The sequence below is a fragment of the Streptomyces sp. DSM 40868 genome (assembly GCF_011820545.1).
GTDB lineage: Bacteria > Actinomycetota > Actinomycetes > Streptomycetales > Streptomycetaceae > Streptomyces > Streptomyces eurythermus.
The window spans coordinates 7,745,705-7,763,084 of sequence record NZ_CP050504.1 but is presented as its reverse complement, the minus strand read 5'-3'; the positions used below and the strand labels follow the sequence as shown (position 1 = coordinate 7,763,084).

16 protein-coding genes are annotated in these 17,380 nt (G+C 73.5%); 6 read left to right on the top strand and 10 right to left on the bottom strand.

Going from position 1 to position 17,380, the window contains the following annotated elements; genetic code table 11:
• Positions 1 to 186 precede the first annotated feature (186 nt).
• The gene (locus HB370_RS34970; RefSeq protein ID WP_030780416.1) at positions 187 to 402 is read left to right on the top strand and encodes a dodecin; all 216 of its coding nucleotides are present in this window, start codon (positions 187 to 189) and stop codon (positions 400 to 402) included.
• 15 nt (positions 403 to 417) lie between these two features.
• On the opposite strand, the gene HB370_RS34965 is transcribed toward HB370_RS34970, so the two are convergent.
• A complete protein-coding gene (locus HB370_RS34965) occupies positions 418 to 909 on the bottom strand; it encodes an HAD family acid phosphatase (protein ID WP_030780419.1) in 492 nt (163 codons plus the stop codon).
• 84 nt (positions 910 to 993) lie between these two features.
• Between HB370_RS34965 and HB370_RS34960 the strand changes: the two genes are divergently transcribed.
• From HB370_RS34960 to HB370_RS34950, 3 genes are all read left to right on the top strand, one after another.
• Entirely contained in the window at positions 994 to 2,001 is a 1,008-nt protein-coding gene (locus tag HB370_RS34960) for an LLM class flavin-dependent oxidoreductase (protein ID WP_030780422.1), read from the top strand.
• An 80-nt stretch (positions 2,002 to 2,081) separates the two neighbouring features.
• A complete protein-coding gene (locus tag HB370_RS34955) occupies positions 2,082 to 2,276 on the top strand; it encodes an antitoxin (protein ID WP_030780424.1) in 195 nt (64 codons plus the stop codon).
• A 30-nt stretch (positions 2,277 to 2,306) separates the two neighbouring features.
• A complete protein-coding gene (locus tag HB370_RS34950; RefSeq protein ID WP_030780426.1) occupies positions 2,307 to 4,637 on the top strand; it encodes an excinuclease ABC subunit UvrA in 2,331 nt (776 codons plus the stop codon).
• 30 nt (positions 4,638 to 4,667) lie between these two features.
• Here HB370_RS34950 and HB370_RS34945 read toward each other — a convergent pair whose 3' ends face one another.
• The 6 genes from HB370_RS34945 to HB370_RS34920 form a co-directional block, all read right to left on the bottom strand.
• A complete protein-coding gene (locus HB370_RS34945; protein WP_051815554.1) occupies positions 4,668 to 5,531 on the bottom strand; it encodes a lysophospholipid acyltransferase family protein in 864 nt (287 codons plus the stop codon).
• A complete protein-coding gene (locus HB370_RS34940; protein ID WP_030780429.1) occupies positions 5,531 to 6,301 on the bottom strand; it encodes a GNAT family N-acyltransferase in 771 nt (256 codons plus the stop codon). Before HB370_RS34940 ends, HB370_RS34945 begins: the two co-directional genes overlap by 1 nt.
• A gap of 141 nt (positions 6,302 to 6,442) precedes the next feature.
• Complete coding sequence (locus tag HB370_RS34935; RefSeq protein ID WP_051815557.1) at positions 6,443 to 7,468, bottom strand: hypothetical protein; 1,026 nt, start codon at positions 7,466 to 7,468, stop codon at positions 6,443 to 6,445.
• 101 nt (positions 7,469 to 7,569) lie between these two features.
• Positions 7,570 to 8,319: a succinate dehydrogenase/fumarate reductase iron-sulfur subunit gene (locus tag HB370_RS34930; protein WP_030780434.1), complete on the bottom strand. Its 750-nt coding sequence runs from the start codon at positions 8,317 to 8,319 to the stop codon at positions 7,570 to 7,572.
• Positions 8,316 to 10,262: a fumarate reductase/succinate dehydrogenase flavoprotein subunit gene (locus tag HB370_RS34925; RefSeq protein ID WP_030780437.1), complete on the bottom strand. Its 1,947-nt coding sequence runs from the start codon at positions 10,260 to 10,262 to the stop codon at positions 8,316 to 8,318. Before HB370_RS34925 ends, HB370_RS34930 begins: the two co-directional genes overlap by 4 nt.
• Positions 10,263 to 10,265: 3 nt before the next feature.
• Complete coding sequence (locus HB370_RS34920; protein WP_030607138.1) at positions 10,266 to 10,937, bottom strand: succinate dehydrogenase; 672 nt, start codon at positions 10,935 to 10,937, stop codon at positions 10,266 to 10,268.
• Positions 10,938 to 11,057: 120 nt separating this feature from the next.
• Here HB370_RS34920 and HB370_RS34915 point away from each other — a divergent pair, with 120 nt between their 5' ends.
• On the top strand, positions 11,058 to 11,942 hold the full coding sequence (locus HB370_RS34915) for a LysR substrate-binding domain-containing protein (RefSeq protein ID WP_030780440.1): 885 nt from the start codon (positions 11,058 to 11,060) through the stop codon (positions 11,940 to 11,942).
• 9 nt (positions 11,943 to 11,951) lie between these two features.
• Here the strand turns inward: HB370_RS34915 and HB370_RS34910 are convergent, their stop codons facing one another.
• Entirely contained in the window at positions 11,952 to 12,842 is an 891-nt protein-coding gene (locus HB370_RS34910; protein ID WP_030780442.1) for an NAD(P)H-binding protein, read from the bottom strand.
• A 143-nt stretch (positions 12,843 to 12,985) separates the two neighbouring features.
• Between HB370_RS34910 and HB370_RS34905 the strand changes: the two genes are divergently transcribed.
• Positions 12,986 to 13,930 carry a LysR family transcriptional regulator gene (locus HB370_RS34905; RefSeq protein WP_078637467.1) on the top strand — a complete coding sequence of 315 codons (945 nt, stop codon included), beginning with the start codon at positions 12,986 to 12,988 and terminating at the stop codon, positions 13,928 to 13,930.
• A gap of 273 nt (positions 13,931 to 14,203) precedes the next feature.
• Here the strand turns inward: HB370_RS34905 and HB370_RS34900 are convergent, their stop codons facing one another.
• Complete coding sequence (locus HB370_RS34900) at positions 14,204 to 16,342, bottom strand: EAL domain-containing protein (protein WP_030780447.1); 2,139 nt, start codon at positions 16,340 to 16,342, stop codon at positions 14,204 to 14,206.
• Positions 16,339 to 17,151: an SAM-dependent methyltransferase gene (locus HB370_RS34895; RefSeq protein WP_030780450.1), complete on the bottom strand. Its 813-nt coding sequence runs from the start codon at positions 17,149 to 17,151 to the stop codon at positions 16,339 to 16,341. The genes HB370_RS34900 and HB370_RS34895 overlap by 4 nt, the downstream gene beginning before the upstream one ends.
• Positions 17,152 to 17,380 lie beyond the last annotated feature (229 nt).

The window sequence follows — 17,380 nt, the reverse complement described above, 5'->3', positions numbered from 1 at the left end:
TGCTGGGACAGGGTGGAGGGGGCCCGACGTGGGGGGACGAGCGCGCGGCTCGTACGGGGTGTGCTGGATTTTGGTATGTACCAATGCGGAGGTCAAGCGCTACCGGGCGGTACGCCCGCGACGCCGTGCGGAGCGGGCGCGGATAGTGCACGGTGGAGTACGGCGTGACACGTAAGGAGCACCCGCATGACGAACCACACCTACCGGGTCACCGAGATCGTCGGCACCTCGCACGAGGGGGTGGACCAGGCCATCCGCAACGGCATCGCCCGAGCCGACCGGACGCTGCGCAACCTGGACTGGTTCGAGGTGACCCAGGTCCGCGGCCAGATCGAGAACGGGCGGATCGAGCACTACCAGGTGGGTCTGAAGGTCGGCTTCCGCATCGAGGACAGCGCCTGAGCCGTCCCGCGCGCGTCAGGTGCGGCCCTCCCGCTCCTGCGCCTCCTCGACCGCGGCCGACTTCCTCGCCCAGCGCGCCCGTACGACGGTGAACCCGGCGCGTTCGGCGTCGTCGCACACCAGCTCGTCGTCGTCCACGAGGAACCGGATCTCCCGGTCCCGGGCGAGCCGGCGCAGGATCTCCAGTTTGGTGCGGCGGGCCGGTCTGCGGTCGGCGTCGCGCCGCATGAACACCCGCCCCTCGGGCAGTCCGTGCGCCGCGAGCCAGTCCAGCGTGTGCCGGCGGTACCGCTCGGGACGGCCGGTGAGATAGACGACCTCGCAGCCGCGGGCGCTCTCCACGGCCAGCGCCACGCCCTCGGCGAGCGGCGGGTCCGCGGGCGCGGCGGCGAAGAACGCGGCCCAGTCGCGCGGCCGGCGCTCCAGGAAGTGCTGGCGGTGGGCGGTGTCGGCCAGCGTGTTGTCGAGGTCGAACACCGCGATCGGCGGCCTGTCGCGGTCGGTCACACGGTCACCCTAGCCAGTCGCCGTTCCCCGCGCGCCCGCACGGACCTCCGGGAATCCTGTGCGCCTCCCCGCGTTGAACAGTGCGTGAGCAGCACAGTGATCAGCCGCACCCGGTTCTCCGTCCTCGACCGCTCGCGCACCCGCGAGGGCCGTCCGCCCGGCGAGGCGCTGCGGGACACCGTCGCGCTGGCCCGGGAGGCGGAGGCGCTCGGCTACCACCGGTTCTGGGTGTCCGAGCACCACGGCGTGCCCGGGGTCGCCGGGTCGGCGCCGACCGTGCTCGCCGCCGCGGTCGCCGCCGCCACCCGTACCATCCGGGTGGGCACCGGCGGGGTCATGCTGCCCAACCACCGGTCCCTGGTCGTCGCCGAGCAGTTCGGGGTGCTGGAGTCGCTGTTCCCGGGGCGCGTCGACATGGGGCTCGGCCGCTCGGTCGGCTTCACGGACGGGGTGCGCAAGGCGCTGGGCCGGGACAAGGGCGACGCCGAGGACTTCGCGGCGCAGCTCGCGGAACTGCTGGAGTGGTTCACGGGCGGCTCGCCGACCGGGGTGCGGGCCCGGCCCGCCGAGGGCCTGACCGTGCCGCCGTTCGTGCTGGCCCTGGGCGAGGGCGCGCGGATCGCGGCCCGCGCGGGCCTGCCCATGGTCATCGGTGATCTGCGGGGCCGGGAGAAGATGCTGCGCGGCATCGACCAGTACCGCTCCCTGTTCCGCCCGTCCCGCTGGGCGGCCGAGCCGTACGTGGTGATCTCCGGCACGGTCGCGGTGGCGGGCACCGAGGCCGAGGCGCGCCGGCTGCTGGTCCCCGAGGCATGGTCGCTGGCGTACTCCCGCACCCACGGCACCTTCCCGCCGCTCGCCCCCGCCGAGTCCGTGGAGGCGCGGACCATGACGGCGAAGGAGCGGGACCTGTACGAGTCCGCGCTCGCCGGGCACATCGCGGGCACCCCGGAGCAGGTCGCGCACGAGCTGGAGACGGTGCTGAAGGAGACCGGCGCCCAGGAGGTGCTCGTGACGACCAGCACCTACGACCGTGCGGGGCTGCTGGACTCCTTCCGGCGGCTGGCCGCGCTGTTCGCGCCGGGCCGGTGAGCCCCAGGTCCCCGAGATGCGGTTCCGGCGCGGGCCGGTGACCCTGGGAGGGCAAGCCTGTCAGCGACTAGGAGGCTGCCATGTCCATGCTGGACAAGCTCAAGCAGATGATCAAGGGCCACGAGAGCACGGCCGACAAGGGCATCGACAAGGGCGGCGACTACCTGGACCAGCGCACCGGCGGCAAGTACCAGTCGCAGGTCGACACCGGGCAGGACAAGCTGAGGGACGAGTTCGGCACCCGCCCGCAGGACCCGGGCAACCCTCCGCGGTAGCGGCGCACGGGGGCGGATAGAGTTCCCCCGATGCACACCCCTCACGACCCTTACGTCCGCGTCCGAGGCGCCCGCGAGCACAACCTCAAGGGCGTGGACGTGGACATCCCCCGGGACGTGCTGGCCGTGTTCACCGGGGTCTCCGGCTCGGGCAAGTCCTCGCTGGCGTTCGGCACCGTCTACGCCGAGGCGCAGCGGCGGTACTTCGAGTCCGTCGCGCCGTACGCACGCCGGCTGATCCACCAGGTCGGGGCCCCGAAGGTCGGCGAGATCACCGGGCTGCCGCCCGCGGTCTCGCTCCAGCAGCGCCGCTCGGCCCCCACGTCACGCTCCTCGGTGGGCACGGTCACCCATCTCTCCAACTCGCTGCGGATGCTGTTCTCGCGGGCCGGCAGCTATCCTCCGGGCGCCGAGCGGCTGGATTCGGACGCGTTCTCGCCGAACACGGCCGCCGGGGCCTGCCCGCGCTGCCACGGCCTCGGGGAAGTCCACGACACCACCGAGGAGTTGCTGGTCCCGGACCCCTCGCTGTCCATCCGCGAGGGGGCGATCGCGGCCTGGCCGGGCGCCTGGCAGGGCAAGAACCTGCGGGACATCCTGGACACGCTCGGCCACGACGTGGACCGGCCCTGGCGCGAGCTGCCCGCCGAAGCGCGCCACTGGATCCTGTTCACCGACGAGCAGCCGGTCGTCACCGTCCATCCGGTGCGCGACGCCGACCGCATCCAACGGCCCTACCAGGGCACGTACACGAGCGCGCGCCGGTATGTGCTCAAGACGTTCTCCGACACCAAGTCGGCCACCCTGCGGGCGAAGGCGGAGCGGTTCCTGACCAGCACCCCCTGCCCGGTCTGCGGCGGCAGCCGGCTGCGGCCGGAGGCGCTCGCGGTGACCTACGGCGGCCGGACCATCGCCGAACTCGCCGCGCTGCCGCTGACCGACCTCGCGGGGCTGCCCGACGGCGACGACGAGACGGCGCGCGTCCTCACGGCGGACCTGAAGTCCCGGATCGCGCCGGTGGTCGAGCTGGGCCTCGGCTACCTCAGCCTGGACCGGGCCGCCCCCACGCTGTCCCCGGGCGAGCTGCAACGGCTGCGGCTGGCCACCCAGTTGCGCTCCGGGCTGTTCGGCGTGGTGTACGTGCTGGACGAGCCGTCCGCCGGGCTGCACCCGGCGGACACCGAGGCGCTGCTCACCGTGCTGGAGCGGCTCAAGGCGGCCGGTAACTCGGTGTTCGTGGTGGAACACCACCTGGACGTGGTGCGCGGTGCCGACTGGGTGGTCGACGTGGGACCCGGCGCGGGCGAGCACGGCGGCCGGGTGCTGTACAGCGGGCCGCCGGCCGAACTGGCCTCGGTGGCCGGGTCGGCGACGGCCACCTACCTCTTCGACGAGTCGCCCGGTCCGGCGCGCGAGGTCCGTGAGCCGCGCGGCTGGCTGACCGTGGGGCCGGTGACCCGGCACAATCTGCGCGCGGTCAGGGCCCGGTTCCCGCTCGGCGCGTTCACCGCGGTCACCGGTGTCTCCGGTTCGGGGAAGTCCACGCTCGTCGGGGAGTTGACGGAGGAACTGCCGGGAGTGGGCCGGCTGGTACGGGTCGACCAGAAGCCGATCGGGCGCACCCCGCGCTCCAACCTGGCCACCTACACGGGCCTGTTCGACGTCGTACGGAAGGTGTTCGCCGGCACCGAGGAGGCGCGGGCGCGCGGGTACGGGGTCGGCCGGTTCTCCTTCAACGTGCCCGGGGGGCGCTGCGAGACCTGCCAGGGCGAGGGGTTCGTCAGCGTGGAGCTGCTGTTCCTGCCGAGCGCCTACGCGCCCTGCCCGGACTGCGCGGGCGCCCGCTACAACCCCGGGACGCTCGAGGTGTCGTACCGGGGTCGGACCATCGCCGAGGTGCTGGACCTGACCGTGGAGGCCGCGGCGGAGTTCTTCGCGGACACCCCGGCCGCCGCCCGGAGCCTGCGCACCCTGCTCGACGTGGGCCTGGGCTATCTGCGGCTCGGGCAGCCCGCGACCGAGCTGTCCGGCGGGGAGGCGCAGCGGATCAAGCTGGCGAGCGAACTCCAGCGGGGGCGCCGGGGCCACACCCTGTATCTGCTGGACGAGCCGACGACCGGACTCCATCCGGCCGATGTGGAGGTGCTGACGGACCGGCTGCACGGGCTGGTCGACGCCGGGCACACCGTCGTCGTGGTCGAGCACGACATGACGGTGGTCGCGGACGCCGACTGGGTGATCGACCTCGGCCCGGGAGGCGGCGACCGGGGCGGCCGTATCGTGGCGGAAGGCCCGCCGGAGGAGGTGTCCCGGGCCCGGGGCAGCGCGACGGCGCCCTATCTGGCGCGGGTCATGCCCTGAGCGCCCGGAACGGCACGGCTCGCGCCCGGGTCATGCCCTGAGGACGGGGCGGCGCGCCCCGATGTCGCCGCGCGGGCGCACCTGGGCGCCGGCGACCAGCGCCGCGTGGGTCCAGGCCGGCTCGGGGGCGGGCGGCTGGGCGGCGCGGGCGAGGGTGCGGCGGTCGGGGTGGGTGCCCGGCCGGATCAGCGGGCGTATCTCCACCTCGGCGACCAGGCCCCGGGTCCGGGCCACCCGCCACAGGGAGGCCGGCAGGGTGTCCTCGCCGACGAAGGCCGCCGCCGTGCCGGGGCCGCCGTCCGGCCGCCGGTAGCGCAGCCCGACCGGCTGGACCGGCACGCCCGCGTCGAGCGCGGCCTGGAAGACGGCCCGGCGGAACCGGCCCTGGGCGCGTCCGCACCAGGTGCTGCCCTCGGGGAAGGCGGTCACGGCCCCGCCCGCGCGCAGGGTGCCGGCGATCCGGGCCACCGTGCCGGGCAGGGCGCGCAGCCGGTCCCGTTCGAGGAACAGGGCCCCGCCGCGCGCGGCGAGCGCACCCGCCAGGGGCCACCGCCGCACCTCGGCCTTGGCGAGCATCCGGGCCGGGCGTACGGCGGTGAGCAGCGGGATGTCCAGCCAGGAGACGTGGTTGGCGACGAGCAGCAGCCCGCCGTCCGGCGGGGCGGGACCGGTGACCCGTACCCGGACCCCGGCGACCCGCACGAGCAGCCGGCACCACCGCCGGACCCACGCGGCCGGGACCCGCCCCCCGAACGGGGACAGCGCGATCCCGGCCAGCACCAGGGCCGCGAGCGCGGTCAGCCGCAGTACGGCCCGGGGGACGGACGCGGTGGCCCGGACGGGTTCCACGCAGGCGGCCGGGGTGCACGGCGCGGTGGGCAGCCAGCCGCTCATCAGGCCGGGACGAGGGAGAGGAAGTGGCGCAGGTAGCGCGGGTCGACCCGGCGCATGGACAGCAGGACGTAGAGGTCGGCCACCCCGAAGCCGGGGTCGTGCGCGGGCTCCCCGCACACCCAGGCGCCGAGCCGGAGGTAGCCGCGCAGCAGGGCGGGCAGCTCGGTGCGGGCGGCCGGAGCCTGCGCGGGCGCCGTCCACGGCAGCAGCGGCCGGACCCGGAACTCCTCGGGTGCCAGGTGCCTCTCGCGCACCCGCTGCCAGGTGCCGGCGGCGAGGGCGCCGCCGTCGGCGAGCGGTACGGAGCAGCAGCCGGCCAGCCACTCGTGGCCCCGGTCGGTCATGTAGCGGGCTATGCCGGCCCAGATCAGGCCGATGACGGCGCCGTCGCGGTGGTCGGGGTGGACGCAGGAGCGGCCGACCTCGACCAGCCGCGGCCGGATCGCGTCGAGCGCGGTGAGGTCGAACTCGCCGTCGGAGTAGAGCCGGCCGGCGACGGCGGCCCGCTCCGGCGGCAGCAGCCGGTAGGTGCCGACGATCTGCCCGGTCGTCTCCTCGCGGACGAGGAGGTGGTCGCAGTAGGCGTCGAAGGCGTCGATGTCGTGCCCCGGTTCCGGGGTGGCCAGCAGGGCTCCCATCTCCCCGGCGAAGACGTCGTGCCGCAGCCGCTGCGCGGCACGCACGTCGGCCTCGTCGCGGGCGAGGGTGACGGTGTAGCGGGCGGGGGCCGCGGGCTGCGGGGGACGGTCGAGGGTGGGAACGCCGGTCATGGCTTACTCCTGGGCACGGGCCGGGTCGGCAGGGGCGGCGGGCCCGGTGTGTGCGGCCCTCCGCTCCTGTTCTTCCGATGCCGGTTGGCGTGCGCGTGACCGGTGCCGGGAGCGCGGATGTGGGGCTGGTGAACGCCCCGGTCACCCGTCCTGGGTGACGCAGCCGGCGAGCAGCCGCCCGGCCTCGTCCGGATCCAGCACGCGTTCCAGGACGAGGTCGCCCCTCATGTGCGGGAAGAAGCGGCCGGCGGGCCAGCTCCGCTCGTAGGGCGGCGGGTCCAGGACGAGCAGCCGTACGCCGTCCACGACGGGGATGTCCGAGGGGGTGCCCTCGTTCCACACCCAGTCGCCGGAGGGGGTGACGAGGTTGAAGGAGCCGGTGGTCTCCACCTGTCCGGGCCGGTCCCGGCAGACGGCGGCCTCCTCGGCGGACGGGGCCCGGCCGGGCAGGTGGCCGCCGCCTATGAGGACGTCGGCGAGCAGGGTGTGCAGCTGGAAGTTGTCGCCGATGCCGGTCATGCGCAGGGCGTAGCCGGTGCCGGTGGGGCGGTGCAGGACGACGAGGGGTTCGTCGAGGACGAGCAGGGCGTAGGCCAGGCACTTGAAGTCGTGCCCGGAGTCCTCCTCGACCGAGCGCAGGGTCCGCAGCAGGCGGGTGCGGGTGCCGGCGTCGAGCGCGGTGCGGACGGCGGCGTGGTTGAGCATGGCGACGGCGGCCATCTCCCAGTGGTGGAGGGTGAGCCAGGCGACGGCCTGGTCGGGGTCCACCCGGTCGAGGAGGTCCTCGGGCGGCTCCTCGGCCTGCGGGTCGGGGAAGTCGCCGCCGCCGGTGGCCGCCCAGCGGTCGCAGAACGCGCGGGCGTCGTCGAGGGCACCGGCGAGGCCGGCGAGGACGTGGGGTGCGCAGGCGGTGGGGTCGGCGCCGCGTTCGACGCACGCGCCGACGAGCACGGCGACGGTGGCGCGGGGCGCCGGCGGCATCTCGTCCAGGATCGCCGCCAGCCGTGGCCCGGCCTCCCGGAACTCCTGGTCGTCCGCCTCGCCGAAGTACCGGTGCAGGTCCTGGAAGTACTGCTGCGAGCGGTCGGCGTCCTGCGCGCGGACGGCGGTCTCGAAACCGGCCACGGCATCGCCGAACCGTGCCGTCCGCTTGTTCCCGAAGATCATGGCGGCAGGCTACAGGGGGCCGGAACACCAGACGGGGCCGGGTGAGCACCTCCCCGGCCCCGCCCGCCCGCCTGTGGTCGGCGAACGTCTTCAGGTGGCGGCTACCGCTTGCCTGCCTTCCGGGTGGCCCGCAGCCACTCCTTGTTCATGCTGGTGATGGACATCAGCGGAATGCCCTTGGGGCAGGCCGTGGCGCACTCGCCGGTGAGCGTGCAGCCGCCGAAGCCCTCCGCGTCCATCTGGGCCACCATGTCCAGCACCCGGGTCTCCCGCTCGGGCGCGCCCTGGGGCAGCACGTTGAGGTGGTTGACCTTGGCGGAGGTGAACAGCATCGCCGCGCCGTTGGGGCACGCGGCCACGCACGCACCGCAGCCGATGCACTCGGCGTGCTCGAACGCGAAGTCGGCGTCGGCCTTGGGCACCGGGGTGGCGTGGGCCTCCGGCGCGGCACCGGTGGGGGCGGTGATGTAGCCGCCGGCCTGGATGATCCGGTCGAACGCCGACCGGTCCACCACCAGGTCCTTGATCACCGGGAACGCGGACGCCCGCCACGGCTCGATGTCGATGGTGTCGCCGTCCTTGAAGGACCGCATGTGCAGCTGGCAGGTGGTGGTGCGCTCCGGCCCGTGCGCGTCGCCGTTGATGACGAGGCTGCACGCGCCGCAGATGCCCTCGCGGCAGTCGTGGTCGAAGGCGACGGGCTCCTCCCCGGACAGGATGAGCTGTTCGTTGAGGACGTCCAGCATCTCCAGGAAGGACATGTCGGGCGAGATGTCGTCCACCTCGTAGGTGGACATCGCTCCTTCGGCGCCGGCGTTCTTCTGCCGCCAGACGCGCAGGGTGAGCTTCATGCGTAGCTCCGCTGGGTGGGGTGGACGTACTCGAAGACCAGGTCTTCCTTGTGCAGGACGGGGGCCTCGCCGGTGCCGGTGAACTCCCAGGCGGCGGCGTAGGAGAACTCCTCGTCCTTGCGGGCCGCCTCGCCGTCGGGGGTCTGGGACTCCTCGCGGAAGTGGCCGCCGCAGGACTCGGTGCGGTGCAGCGCGTCGAGGCACATCAGCTCGGCGAGCTCCAGGTAGTCGACGATCCGGTTGGCCTTCTCCAGCGACTGGTTGAACTCCTCGCCGGTGCCGGGGACCTTGATGCGGCGCCAGAACTCCTCGCGGATCTGCGGGATGCGTTCCAGGGCCTTGCGCAGCCCGGCGTCGGAGCGCGCCATGCCGCAGAACTCCCACATCAGCTCGCCGAGTTCGCGGTGGAAGGAGTCCGGGGTGCGGTCGCCGTCCACCGCCAGCAGCAGGTTGATCCGGTCCTCGGTCTCGGCCAGCACCTCCTGGACGGCGGGGTGGGCGTCGGTGACCGGGTCCTGGTGGGGGTTGCGGGCGAGGTAGTCGTTGATGGTGGCCGGCAGCACGAAGTAGCCGTCGGCCAGGCCCTGCATCAGCGCGGAGGCGCCGAGCCGGTTGGCGCCGTGGTCGGAGAAGTTGGCCTCGCCGATCGCGAACAGGCCGGGGATGGTGGTCTGCAGGTCGTAATCGACCCACAGGCCGCCCATCGTGTAGTGCACGGCCGGGTAGATGCGCATCGGCACCTCGTACGGATCCTCGTCGGTGATCCGCTGGTACATGTCGAAGAGGTTGCCGTACTTGGCCTCGACGGCCCCCCGGCCCATGCGCTTGATGGCGTCGGCGAAGTCCAGGTAGACGCCCTGGCCGCCGGGGCCCACTCCCCTGCCCTCGTCGCAGACGTTCTTCGCGGCGCGGGAGGCGATGTCCCGGGGCACCAGGTTGCCGAAGGACGGGTAGATGCGTTCGAGGTAGTAGTCGCGCTCGTCCTCGGGGATCCGGTGCGGCGGGCGGGTGTCGCCCTTGGCCTTGGGCACCCAGATCCGGCCGTCGTTGCGCAGCGACTCGCTCATCAGGGTCAGCTTGGACTGGTGGTCGCCGGTGCGCGGGATGCAGGTCGGGTGGATCTGGGTGAAGCAGGGGTTGGCGAAGTAGGCGCCGCGCCGGTGCGCCCGCCAGACGGCGGTCGCGTTGGAGTTCATGGCGTTGGTCGACAGGTAGAAGACGTTGCCGTAGCCGCCGGAGGCGAGGACGACGGCGTCCGCGAAGTACGTGTCGATCTTTCCGGTGATCAGGTCGCGGGCCACGATGCCGCGCGCCCGGCCGTCGACGACGATCAGGTCCAGCATCTCGGTGCGCGGGTGCATCTCCACGTTCCCGGCGGCGATCTGCCGGGACAGCGCCTGGTAGGCGCCGAGCAGGAGCTGCTGGCCCGTCTGGCCGCGGGCGTAGAAGGTGCGGGAGACCTGGACGCCGCCGAAGGAGCGGGTGTCGAGCAGGCCGCCGTACTCGCGGGCGAACGGCACGCCCTGGGCCACGCACTGGTCGATGATCTCCACGGAGATCTGCGCGAGCCGGTGCACGTTGGACTCGCGGGCGCGGAAGTCGCCGCCCTTGACGGTGTCGTAGAACAGGCGGTGGACGGAGTCGCCGTCGTTGCGGTAGTTCTTCGCCGCGTTGATGCCTCCTTGCGCGGCGATGGAGTGGGCGCGGCGCGGGGAGTCCTGGTAGCAGAACTGGACGACGTGGTAGCCCTGTTCGGCGAGGGTGGCGCCGGCCGAGCCGCCCGCGAGGCCGGTGCCGACCACGATCACCGTGTGCTTGCGCCGGTTGGCCGGGTTGACCAGCTTGGCCTCGAACCGGCGCTTGTCCCAGCGCTCGTGGATCGGGCCGGACGGGGCCTTGGTGTCGGTGACCGGGGCGCCGGTCGCGTAGTCGGTGTACGTCATGGGTCAGCTCACCACTCCGGTCATGACGCCCACGGGTACGGCGATGAAGCCGGCCGTGAGCAGCAGCGCGAGGACGTTGGCGACGGTCTTCAGGGCGCGGTCGCGGGCGCGGCTGCCGACGCCGAGGGTCTGGGCGGCGCTCCAGAAGCCGTGCCGGATGTGCAGGCCGAGCGCGAGCATCGCGACGATGTAGATGACGTTGCCGTACCAGGTGGAGAAGGTGTCCACGACGTTCTGGTACGGGTGTCCCTCCTGGAAGCCGCCGGAGTGCACGGTGCCGGTGGTCAGGTCGAGGACGTGCCAGACGATGAACAGCCCGAGGATGACACCGCCCCAGCGCATGGTGCGCGTCGCGTAGCTCGCCCGCGGCTTGCTGTGGACGTACTTGGTGGGACGGGCCTTGAGGTCGCGGCGGCTCAGCTGGTAGGCGGAGGTGGCGTGGGCGACCACGGCGACGACGAGGACGACCCGGATCAGCCACAGCGTCCACTCGTAGTGCATGAAGGGTTCGCCGACGGTGCGCAGCCAGTGCCCGTAGTGGTTGAACTCGTCCGGGCCGAAGAAGATCTTCAGGTTGCCGATGACGTGGGCGACCAGGTACAGCAGCATGATCACGCCGCTGACGGCCATGACCGTCTTCTTGCCGACGGAGCTGTCCCACACGGTACGCGCCATGGACGGCCGTCGGTCCGTCCGCGTTGCCAGAGCCATGGCACAGAACGCTAGGGCCGAAGGTCCCGATCGGTCCAAGACATGGTGCAGCTTGTTTCCATAGGCTGAGACTATGCTGGCTGGGTGCAGTTCCAGCAGCTCCAGTACTTCGTGGCCGTCGCCGAGACCCGGCACTTCACCCGGGCCGCCGAACGGGTCCACGTGGCCCAGCCGTCGCTGTCCCAGCAGATCAGGGCGCTGGAGCGGGAGCTGGGCGCGGATCTGTTCCTGCGCGCGCGGGGCAACATCACGCTCACCGACGCCGGCGAGGCGCTGCTGCCGCTGGCCCGGCGGATCCTGGCCGACGCGGACACCGCCCGGCACGAGGTGCAGGAGCTGGTGCAGCTGCGGCGGGGGCGGGTACGGCTGGGGGCGACCCCGAGTCTGTGCACCGGGCTGCTGCCGGATGTGCTGCGCGCCTTCCACGACCGCTACCCGGGCATCCGGCTGCTGATCGAGGAGGGCGGCTCGCACGACCTGGTGCGGGAGCTGGCGCGCGGTGCGCTCGACCTGGCGCTGGTCGTACTGCCGCTGCCGACGCCGGCGCCCGCGCTGACCACGGTGGAGCTGCTGCGCGAGGACCTGGTGGTGGTGTCCTCACCGGAGGCGCCGGCGCCCGGCCGGGGCACGCGGGTGATCCGTATCGCCGACCTGGCGGGCGAGCGGCTGGTGATGTTCCGGCACGGATACGACCTGCGGGAGCTGACCGTGGCCGCGTGCCGGGCGGAGGGCTTCGAGCCGGACTTCGCGGTGGAGGGCGGCGAGATGGACGCGGTGCTGGGGTTCGTCCGGGCCGGGCTGGGGGTGGCGGTGGTGCCGCGCATGGTCGCCACCCGGGCCGGGCGCGGGCTGCGGGTGACCCCGCTGGCCCGGCCCGGACTGCACCGTACGATCGCGCTCGCCCACCGCAGCGACGTGGCCCCGCCGCGGGCGGCGCGCGAGTTGCAACGGATGCTGCTGGAGCGCTGAGCCGCGGGCTCAGCCGAGGACGGCGGGCTTGAGCACCTCCTCGCACCAGCGGCGGAGGCCGGTCGGCGCGGTGCCGGGGGTGGCGGGCACGCCGGCGCCGTAGAAGTCCTGGTCCTCGAGGGCACGCATCATGTCGGCCAGGCCCTGGGCCGCGTCCTCGGTGGCGCCGTACCCGAGGAGCGCGGCCTTCTGCTCCTCGGCGTCGATCCGGCGGAAGCGGACCGGCCGGTCCAGCACCTCGGACACCACCCGGGCCATGCCCTCGGGCGTCAGGTCGTCGGGGCCCACCAGCGGTACGTCGGCCTGGCCGGTCCAGGTGCCGTCGAGCAGCAGCCGGGCCGCCGTGGCGGCGATGTCCCGGGTGGCGCAGGTGCGCAGCACCCGGTCGCCGGGCACGGCCATGGCCAGCTCACCGCCGGCGCGCAGCGCGGCGGCCTGGGCGAGCAGGTTCTCCATCAGGTACGGCGGGCACAGCGCCCGGTGGTGCACGCCGGTGGCGCGGATCTCGTCGTCGGCGGCCAGCGAGGCCGAGATCTGCCCGGCGTGCTCGGCCACTCCGCGGCCGAGGGTGGAGACGGCGACGACCCGCTCGACGCCCTGCGTCGCGATCGCGTCCACGAGCGGCCGGGTGAAGGCGCGGAAGTGGCCTGTGACGCTGTCGGCGGTGAGCGACGGCGGCACCAGCCAGAACACCCGGTCGGCGCCCGCGCACGCCTTGGCCATGACATCGGGGTCGGCGTGCGAGCCGGTGACGGCCTCCACACGGTCGCGTACCCGTGCGGACAGGCGGGCGGGGTCGCGGACGACGACGCGCACCGGTCCCGCCGCGTCCCCGGCGTCGAGGAGGGCGGCGAGGACCTGGCCGCCGATCTGGCCGGTGGGGGTGGTGACGAGGATCATGAGGGCTCCGGGAAGGTGTGCTCGATGAGCGAAAGAAGGGGAAGAAGACGTGTCCGAGCCTGCCCGCGGGGTCCCGGGAACTGAAGGACCGGCCGGCTCAGGGTTGTTACCCTCAGGGCAATACCGAGCGGAGGGGGTGCGGGGTGGACTCCCGCCTGTTGCACTACTTCGTCGCCGTGGCCGAGGAACTCAACTTCGCCCGCGCCGCCGAGCGGCTGGGCATCTCCCCGCCGCCGCTGTCCCGGGCGATCCGCCGGCTGGAGGACGAGCTGGGGGTGCCCCTGTTCGACCGGACCACGCACCGCGTCGCGCTGACCGAGGCGGGTGAGGTGCTGCTGCCGGAGGCGCGGTTCGCGCTGGACGCCCTCCAGGCGGCCGGGCGGCGGGCGCGGCGCGCGGCCGGGCCGGACCGGAAACTGGTCCTGGCGGTCAAGGCCGACGGCGACGCGGGCCTGCTGGAGCCCCTCCTGGAGCACTACGCCGCACGGCCCGGCGCCCTGCCGGTGACGGTCCGGCTGTGCGCGTGGCGGGAGCAGCCCCGGCTGCTGCGGTGCGGGGAGGCGGACGTGGCGCTGCTGCACGAGCCGTTCGACCGCACCGGCCTGGACAGCGAGACCCTGCTCGAGGAGGGCCGGGTCGCCGCCCTCGGCTCGGCCCACCCGCTGGCCGCCCGGGACCGGATCGCCCTCGCCGACCTGGGCCTGCGACCCGGCGGACTGCACCGGTTCCTCGAAGAGACGCGCGGCGTGGGCCGGGACCTCGCCCAGCTGCTCACGCTCGTCGCGCTGGGCGACACGGTGGCCGTGCTGCCGGCCTCCGTCGCCGGCCGCTACCCGCGCCCCGGGGTCGTCTACCGGCCCGTCACGGACGCACCGCCCTCGCTCCTGGCGATCGCCTGGCCGCAGCAGTCCCGCTCCCTCGCCACGGCGGCGCTGGTCCGCTCGGCCACCGCCGTGGCCGCGACGGCGCGCGGCACGGGGGCCGGCGCCGCGGTCCCCGCGGATACGACCGTCCAAGTCCTCCCGCCCACGGGCGAATGGCGGACCGGCGGACCGGCCGCCCAGCCGCTCCCGGACTCCCACGCCTAGCCGTCCGGCCCGGCGGCCCACGGCGGTCCGCGCACGCCCGAGGGGGAGCCCGGCAGGGCGCCCCCGGGAGTCCCGTCACACGGGGAGCGGGACGATGTGACGGTCACCGGGACCGGTCCGCCCGGCCGCTTCCGGTCACGCGCGGCGCATGCGATGCCGCCGCGGTTGTACGGGCTGCCCGCGCCATAGCCCCCGGGGCCGCGGGAGATCCCCGCGCCGCGCGGGGCGCGAGGTGGGGGAAGGACCGGCGGGCCGCGGGAATCCCGGCGCCGGTCAGCCTGTCGCGTCCACCAGGGTCAGGTCGTGGAGCCGCTCGGGCGGGCCCGGGCGGGCGTAGTACCAGCCCTGGGCCGTGTCGCAGCCCAGTATGCGCAGCTGCTCGGCCTGGGCGCCGGTCTCCACGCCCTCGACGGTGACCGCCAGGTCGAGGCTGTGGGCGAGGGAGACGATGCCCTCCACGATCTTCAGATCGACGGGGTCGGCGGGGAACCGCTGCATGCCCTGGGTGAAGGAGCGGTCGAGCTTGAGGATGCTGACCGGCAGCCGGCGCAGGTTGGCGAGGTTGGAGTAGCCGGTGCCGAAGTCGTCCAGGGCGATGTCGACGCCCATCTCGGCGAGCCGGCGCAGCGGCTTGAGGAGGTCGTCGTCGGCGCCGATGAGCGCGGACTCGGTGACCTCCAGGCACAGCGCGTCCGGGGCGACGCCCGCGCGTTCGAGGATGTCGACGGTGTCCTGCACCAGCCCCGGGTGACCGAGCTGGCAGGGCGAGAGGTTGACGTTGATCCGTAGCGGGCCGGCCTGCCCGCCGTGCCGTTCGCGCCAGGCGCGGGCCTGCCGGATCGACTCCTCCAGCACCCAGCGGCCGAGCGGCACGATCAGACCGGTGTGCTCGGCGAGCGGGATGAACCGGTCCGGGCCGAGCACCCCGTGCTGCGGATGCAGCCAGCGCACCAGGGCCTCGGCGCCGCGCACGCTGCCGTCGCCGAGGTGCACCAGGGGCTGGTACTCGATGAAGAACTCGCCGCGTTCCAGGGCGGTCGGCAGGGCCGTGGTCAGGCCGTGCCGGGTGATGGCGCGGGCGTCGGCCTCGGGGTCGGCGAGTTCCGCGCGGTTGCCGCCCGCCGACTTCGCCCGGTACATGGTGATGTCGGCGCTGCGCAGCACCTCGGCGGCGGTACGCTCGCCGGCCGGTCCCTCCACGATGCCCAGGCTGCCGCGGACCAGCAGATCACGGCCGTCGATGCTGATCGGGGTCACGAGCGCGTTCATGATGCGCTCGGCGAGTTCGTCGACCCCGCGCTCGGTGCCGGGGCCGGTGGTCAGGGCCACGAACTCGTCGCCGCCGAGCCGGGCGACCATCTCGCCGGGCGCGGTCGCGCAGGACTGGAGCCGGTCGGCGACCTCCACCAGCAGCCGGTCGCCGGCCGCGTGCCCGAGGCTGTCGTTGATGGTCTTGAAGCCGTCCAGGTCCAGGTAGCACAGGCCGAACCGCTGGCCCTCGCCCGCGTTCAGGGCCTTCTCCAGACGCTCGAAGAACAGCGTGCGGTTGGGCAGTCCGGTCAGGGCGTCGTGGGTGGCCTCGTAGCGCAGCCGCAGATTGAGCAGCCGGCGCTCGGTGGTGTCCTCCATGAGGGCGAGCTGGTACTGCGGGCTGCCGTCGGCGTCACGCAGCAGCGAGACGGTCAGATTGGTCCACAGGACCGTTCCGTCGGGCCGGTTGAACGCCTTCTCCACGTGGTAGTGCTCGCGCTCGCCGCGCACCAGCTCCTCGTACAGCCGCCGGATCTGCGGGGCGTCCTCGGGGTGCACCCAGTCCTGCACGCGCCGGCCGCGCAGGGTCTGCTCGGACAGGCCGAACATGCGCAGCAGCGCCTCGTTGACCTGGAGGACGTTGCCGCGGAGGTCGGCGATGCCGATCCCTATGGCGGCGCCCTCGAAGACCGCGCGGAAGCGTGCCTCACTGGCGTGCAGCGCCTGGGCGACCACGCCCTGCGCCCGCAACGCCGCCTGGGCGATGGCCTCCTGCTCGGCACGGGTGCGCTCGCGCAGCGCCTGGGCGTAGCCGGCGGCCATGGCGTGCTGCAACCGTGAGGAACGCAGCCGCAGTTCGTCCTGGGGGCCGTCCTCGCCGCAGTACAGGACCAGGTAGGCGTCGACGCAGTCCAGGGTGCGGGCCAGCGCCTCGGGGTCGGTGCAGTGCGCGTCGACCAGGGCGGCCCCGACGGCCTTCGCCGCGTCCGCGTCGAAATTGCGGGCGCGCAGCAGTTCGCTCAACCGGCGGGCGAGCGGCAGGAGTTCCTCCGCGAACTCGGCGCGGGTCAGCGAGGTGGAGGTCACCGGGTAGACCGCCCGGCTCCAGATGGTCGTCAGGCGGAGCAGTCTGTCCTCCGGCCCGTCCGGTTCCGCGCTCACGCCGAACGCCCCACACCGGCGAACCCGGCAAAGGCATACGGATCCTCGTCCTCCGGCGCCGAGTCCGGGCGCCAGTGCGGCATCTGCACCAGTCCGGGTTCCACCATGTCGTACCCCTCGAAGAACCGCGCGACCTCGTCGCGCGAGCGCATGATCAGCGGGTTGCGAATGTCCTTGTATACGTCCACCGCTCCCTCGGCCCGCTCGGCGGGCAGCGGGATTCCCTCGTACGTGGCATGGGTGAGGATCAGCAGGCTGCCGGGCGCGAGCGCCTCGCGCAGCCCGGCCACCGCACCGTACGGGTCGTCCGCGTCGTCCACGAAGTGCAGTATGGCAACGAGCAGCAGCGCCACCGGACGCTTCAGGTCGATGAGCCGCTCCAGCCGGGGGCTGGCCAGGATCTCCTGGGGCTTGAGGAGGTCGGCGGCGATCACGTCCGCGTCGTCGTTGTCCGCGAGCACGGCCTCGCTGTGCGCGACGGCCACCGGGTCGTGGTCGACGTAGACCACCCGGGCGCCCGGTACGGCGGCCTGGGCCACCTCGTGGACGTTGCCGAACGTGGGGATGCCGGAGCCGATGTCGAGGAACTGGGTGATGCCCTCGCCGGCCGCGAACCGCACCGCGCGGCGCATGAACGCCCGGTTGGCCTGCATGATCTTCGGCAGGCCCGGCATGAACTCCATGGCCCGGCGCGCCGCCTCCCGGTCCACCTCGAAGTTGTGCGAACCGCCCAGGTAGTAGTCGTAGATCCGCGAGACGCTCGGCACCGAGATGTCGATGCTGCGTGGGGCCCAGGCAGGACGCTCCATAGATGTCTCCAAAGCGTGGACAGGTGTAGGCGATCCGGTGTTCGAGCTGAGGCTACTGATCGCCCGCCAAAGGAGCGACCCGAAACGGAAATTGACCATCCGTTCCCGGTCACTGCCTGCGGCAAGTGCCCGTACGACCCCGGTCCGTGACCATGTGACGGCCGCGCGGTTCCCGGCGCACAAGGATCCGCCCCCTCCGTGCGGTACGGAGGGGGCGGATCTTCGGCCG

Excerpts from the sequence above, each read along its gene's own strand:
- HB370_RS34970 (WP_030780416.1), top strand. The coding sequence starts at position 187 with ATGACGAACCACACCTACCGGGTCACCGAGATCGTCGGCACCTCGCAC.
- HB370_RS34955 (WP_030780424.1), top strand. The coding sequence starts at position 2,082 with ATGTCCATGCTGGACAAGCTCAAGCAGATGATCAAGGGCCACGAGAGC.
- HB370_RS34950 (WP_030780426.1), top strand. The coding sequence starts at position 2,307 with ATGCACACCCCTCACGACCCTTACGTCCGCGTCCGAGGCGCCCGCGAG.
- HB370_RS34945 (WP_051815554.1), bottom strand. The coding sequence starts at position 5,531 with ATGAGCGGCTGGCTGCCCACCGCGCCGTGCACCCCGGCCGCCTGCGTG.
- HB370_RS34940 (WP_030780429.1), bottom strand. The coding sequence starts at position 6,301 with ATGACCGGCGTTCCCACCCTCGACCGTCCCCCGCAGCCCGCGGCCCCC.
- HB370_RS34935 (WP_051815557.1), bottom strand. The coding sequence starts at position 7,468 with ATGATCTTCGGGAACAAGCGGACGGCACGGTTCGGCGATGCCGTGGCC.
- HB370_RS34930 (WP_030780434.1), bottom strand. The coding sequence starts at position 8,319 with ATGAAGCTCACCCTGCGCGTCTGGCGGCAGAAGAACGCCGGCGCCGAA.
- HB370_RS34925 (WP_030780437.1), bottom strand. The coding sequence starts at position 10,262 with ATGACGTACACCGACTACGCGACCGGCGCCCCGGTCACCGACACCAAG.
- HB370_RS34920 (WP_030607138.1), bottom strand. The coding sequence starts at position 10,937 with ATGGCGCGTACCGTGTGGGACAGCTCCGTCGGCAAGAAGACGGTCATG.
- HB370_RS34910 (WP_030780442.1), bottom strand. The coding sequence starts at position 12,842 with ATGATCCTCGTCACCACCCCCACCGGCCAGATCGGCGGCCAGGTCCTC.
- HB370_RS34895 (WP_030780450.1), bottom strand. The coding sequence starts at position 17,151 with ATGGAGCGTCCTGCCTGGGCCCCACGCAGCATCGACATCTCGGTGCCG.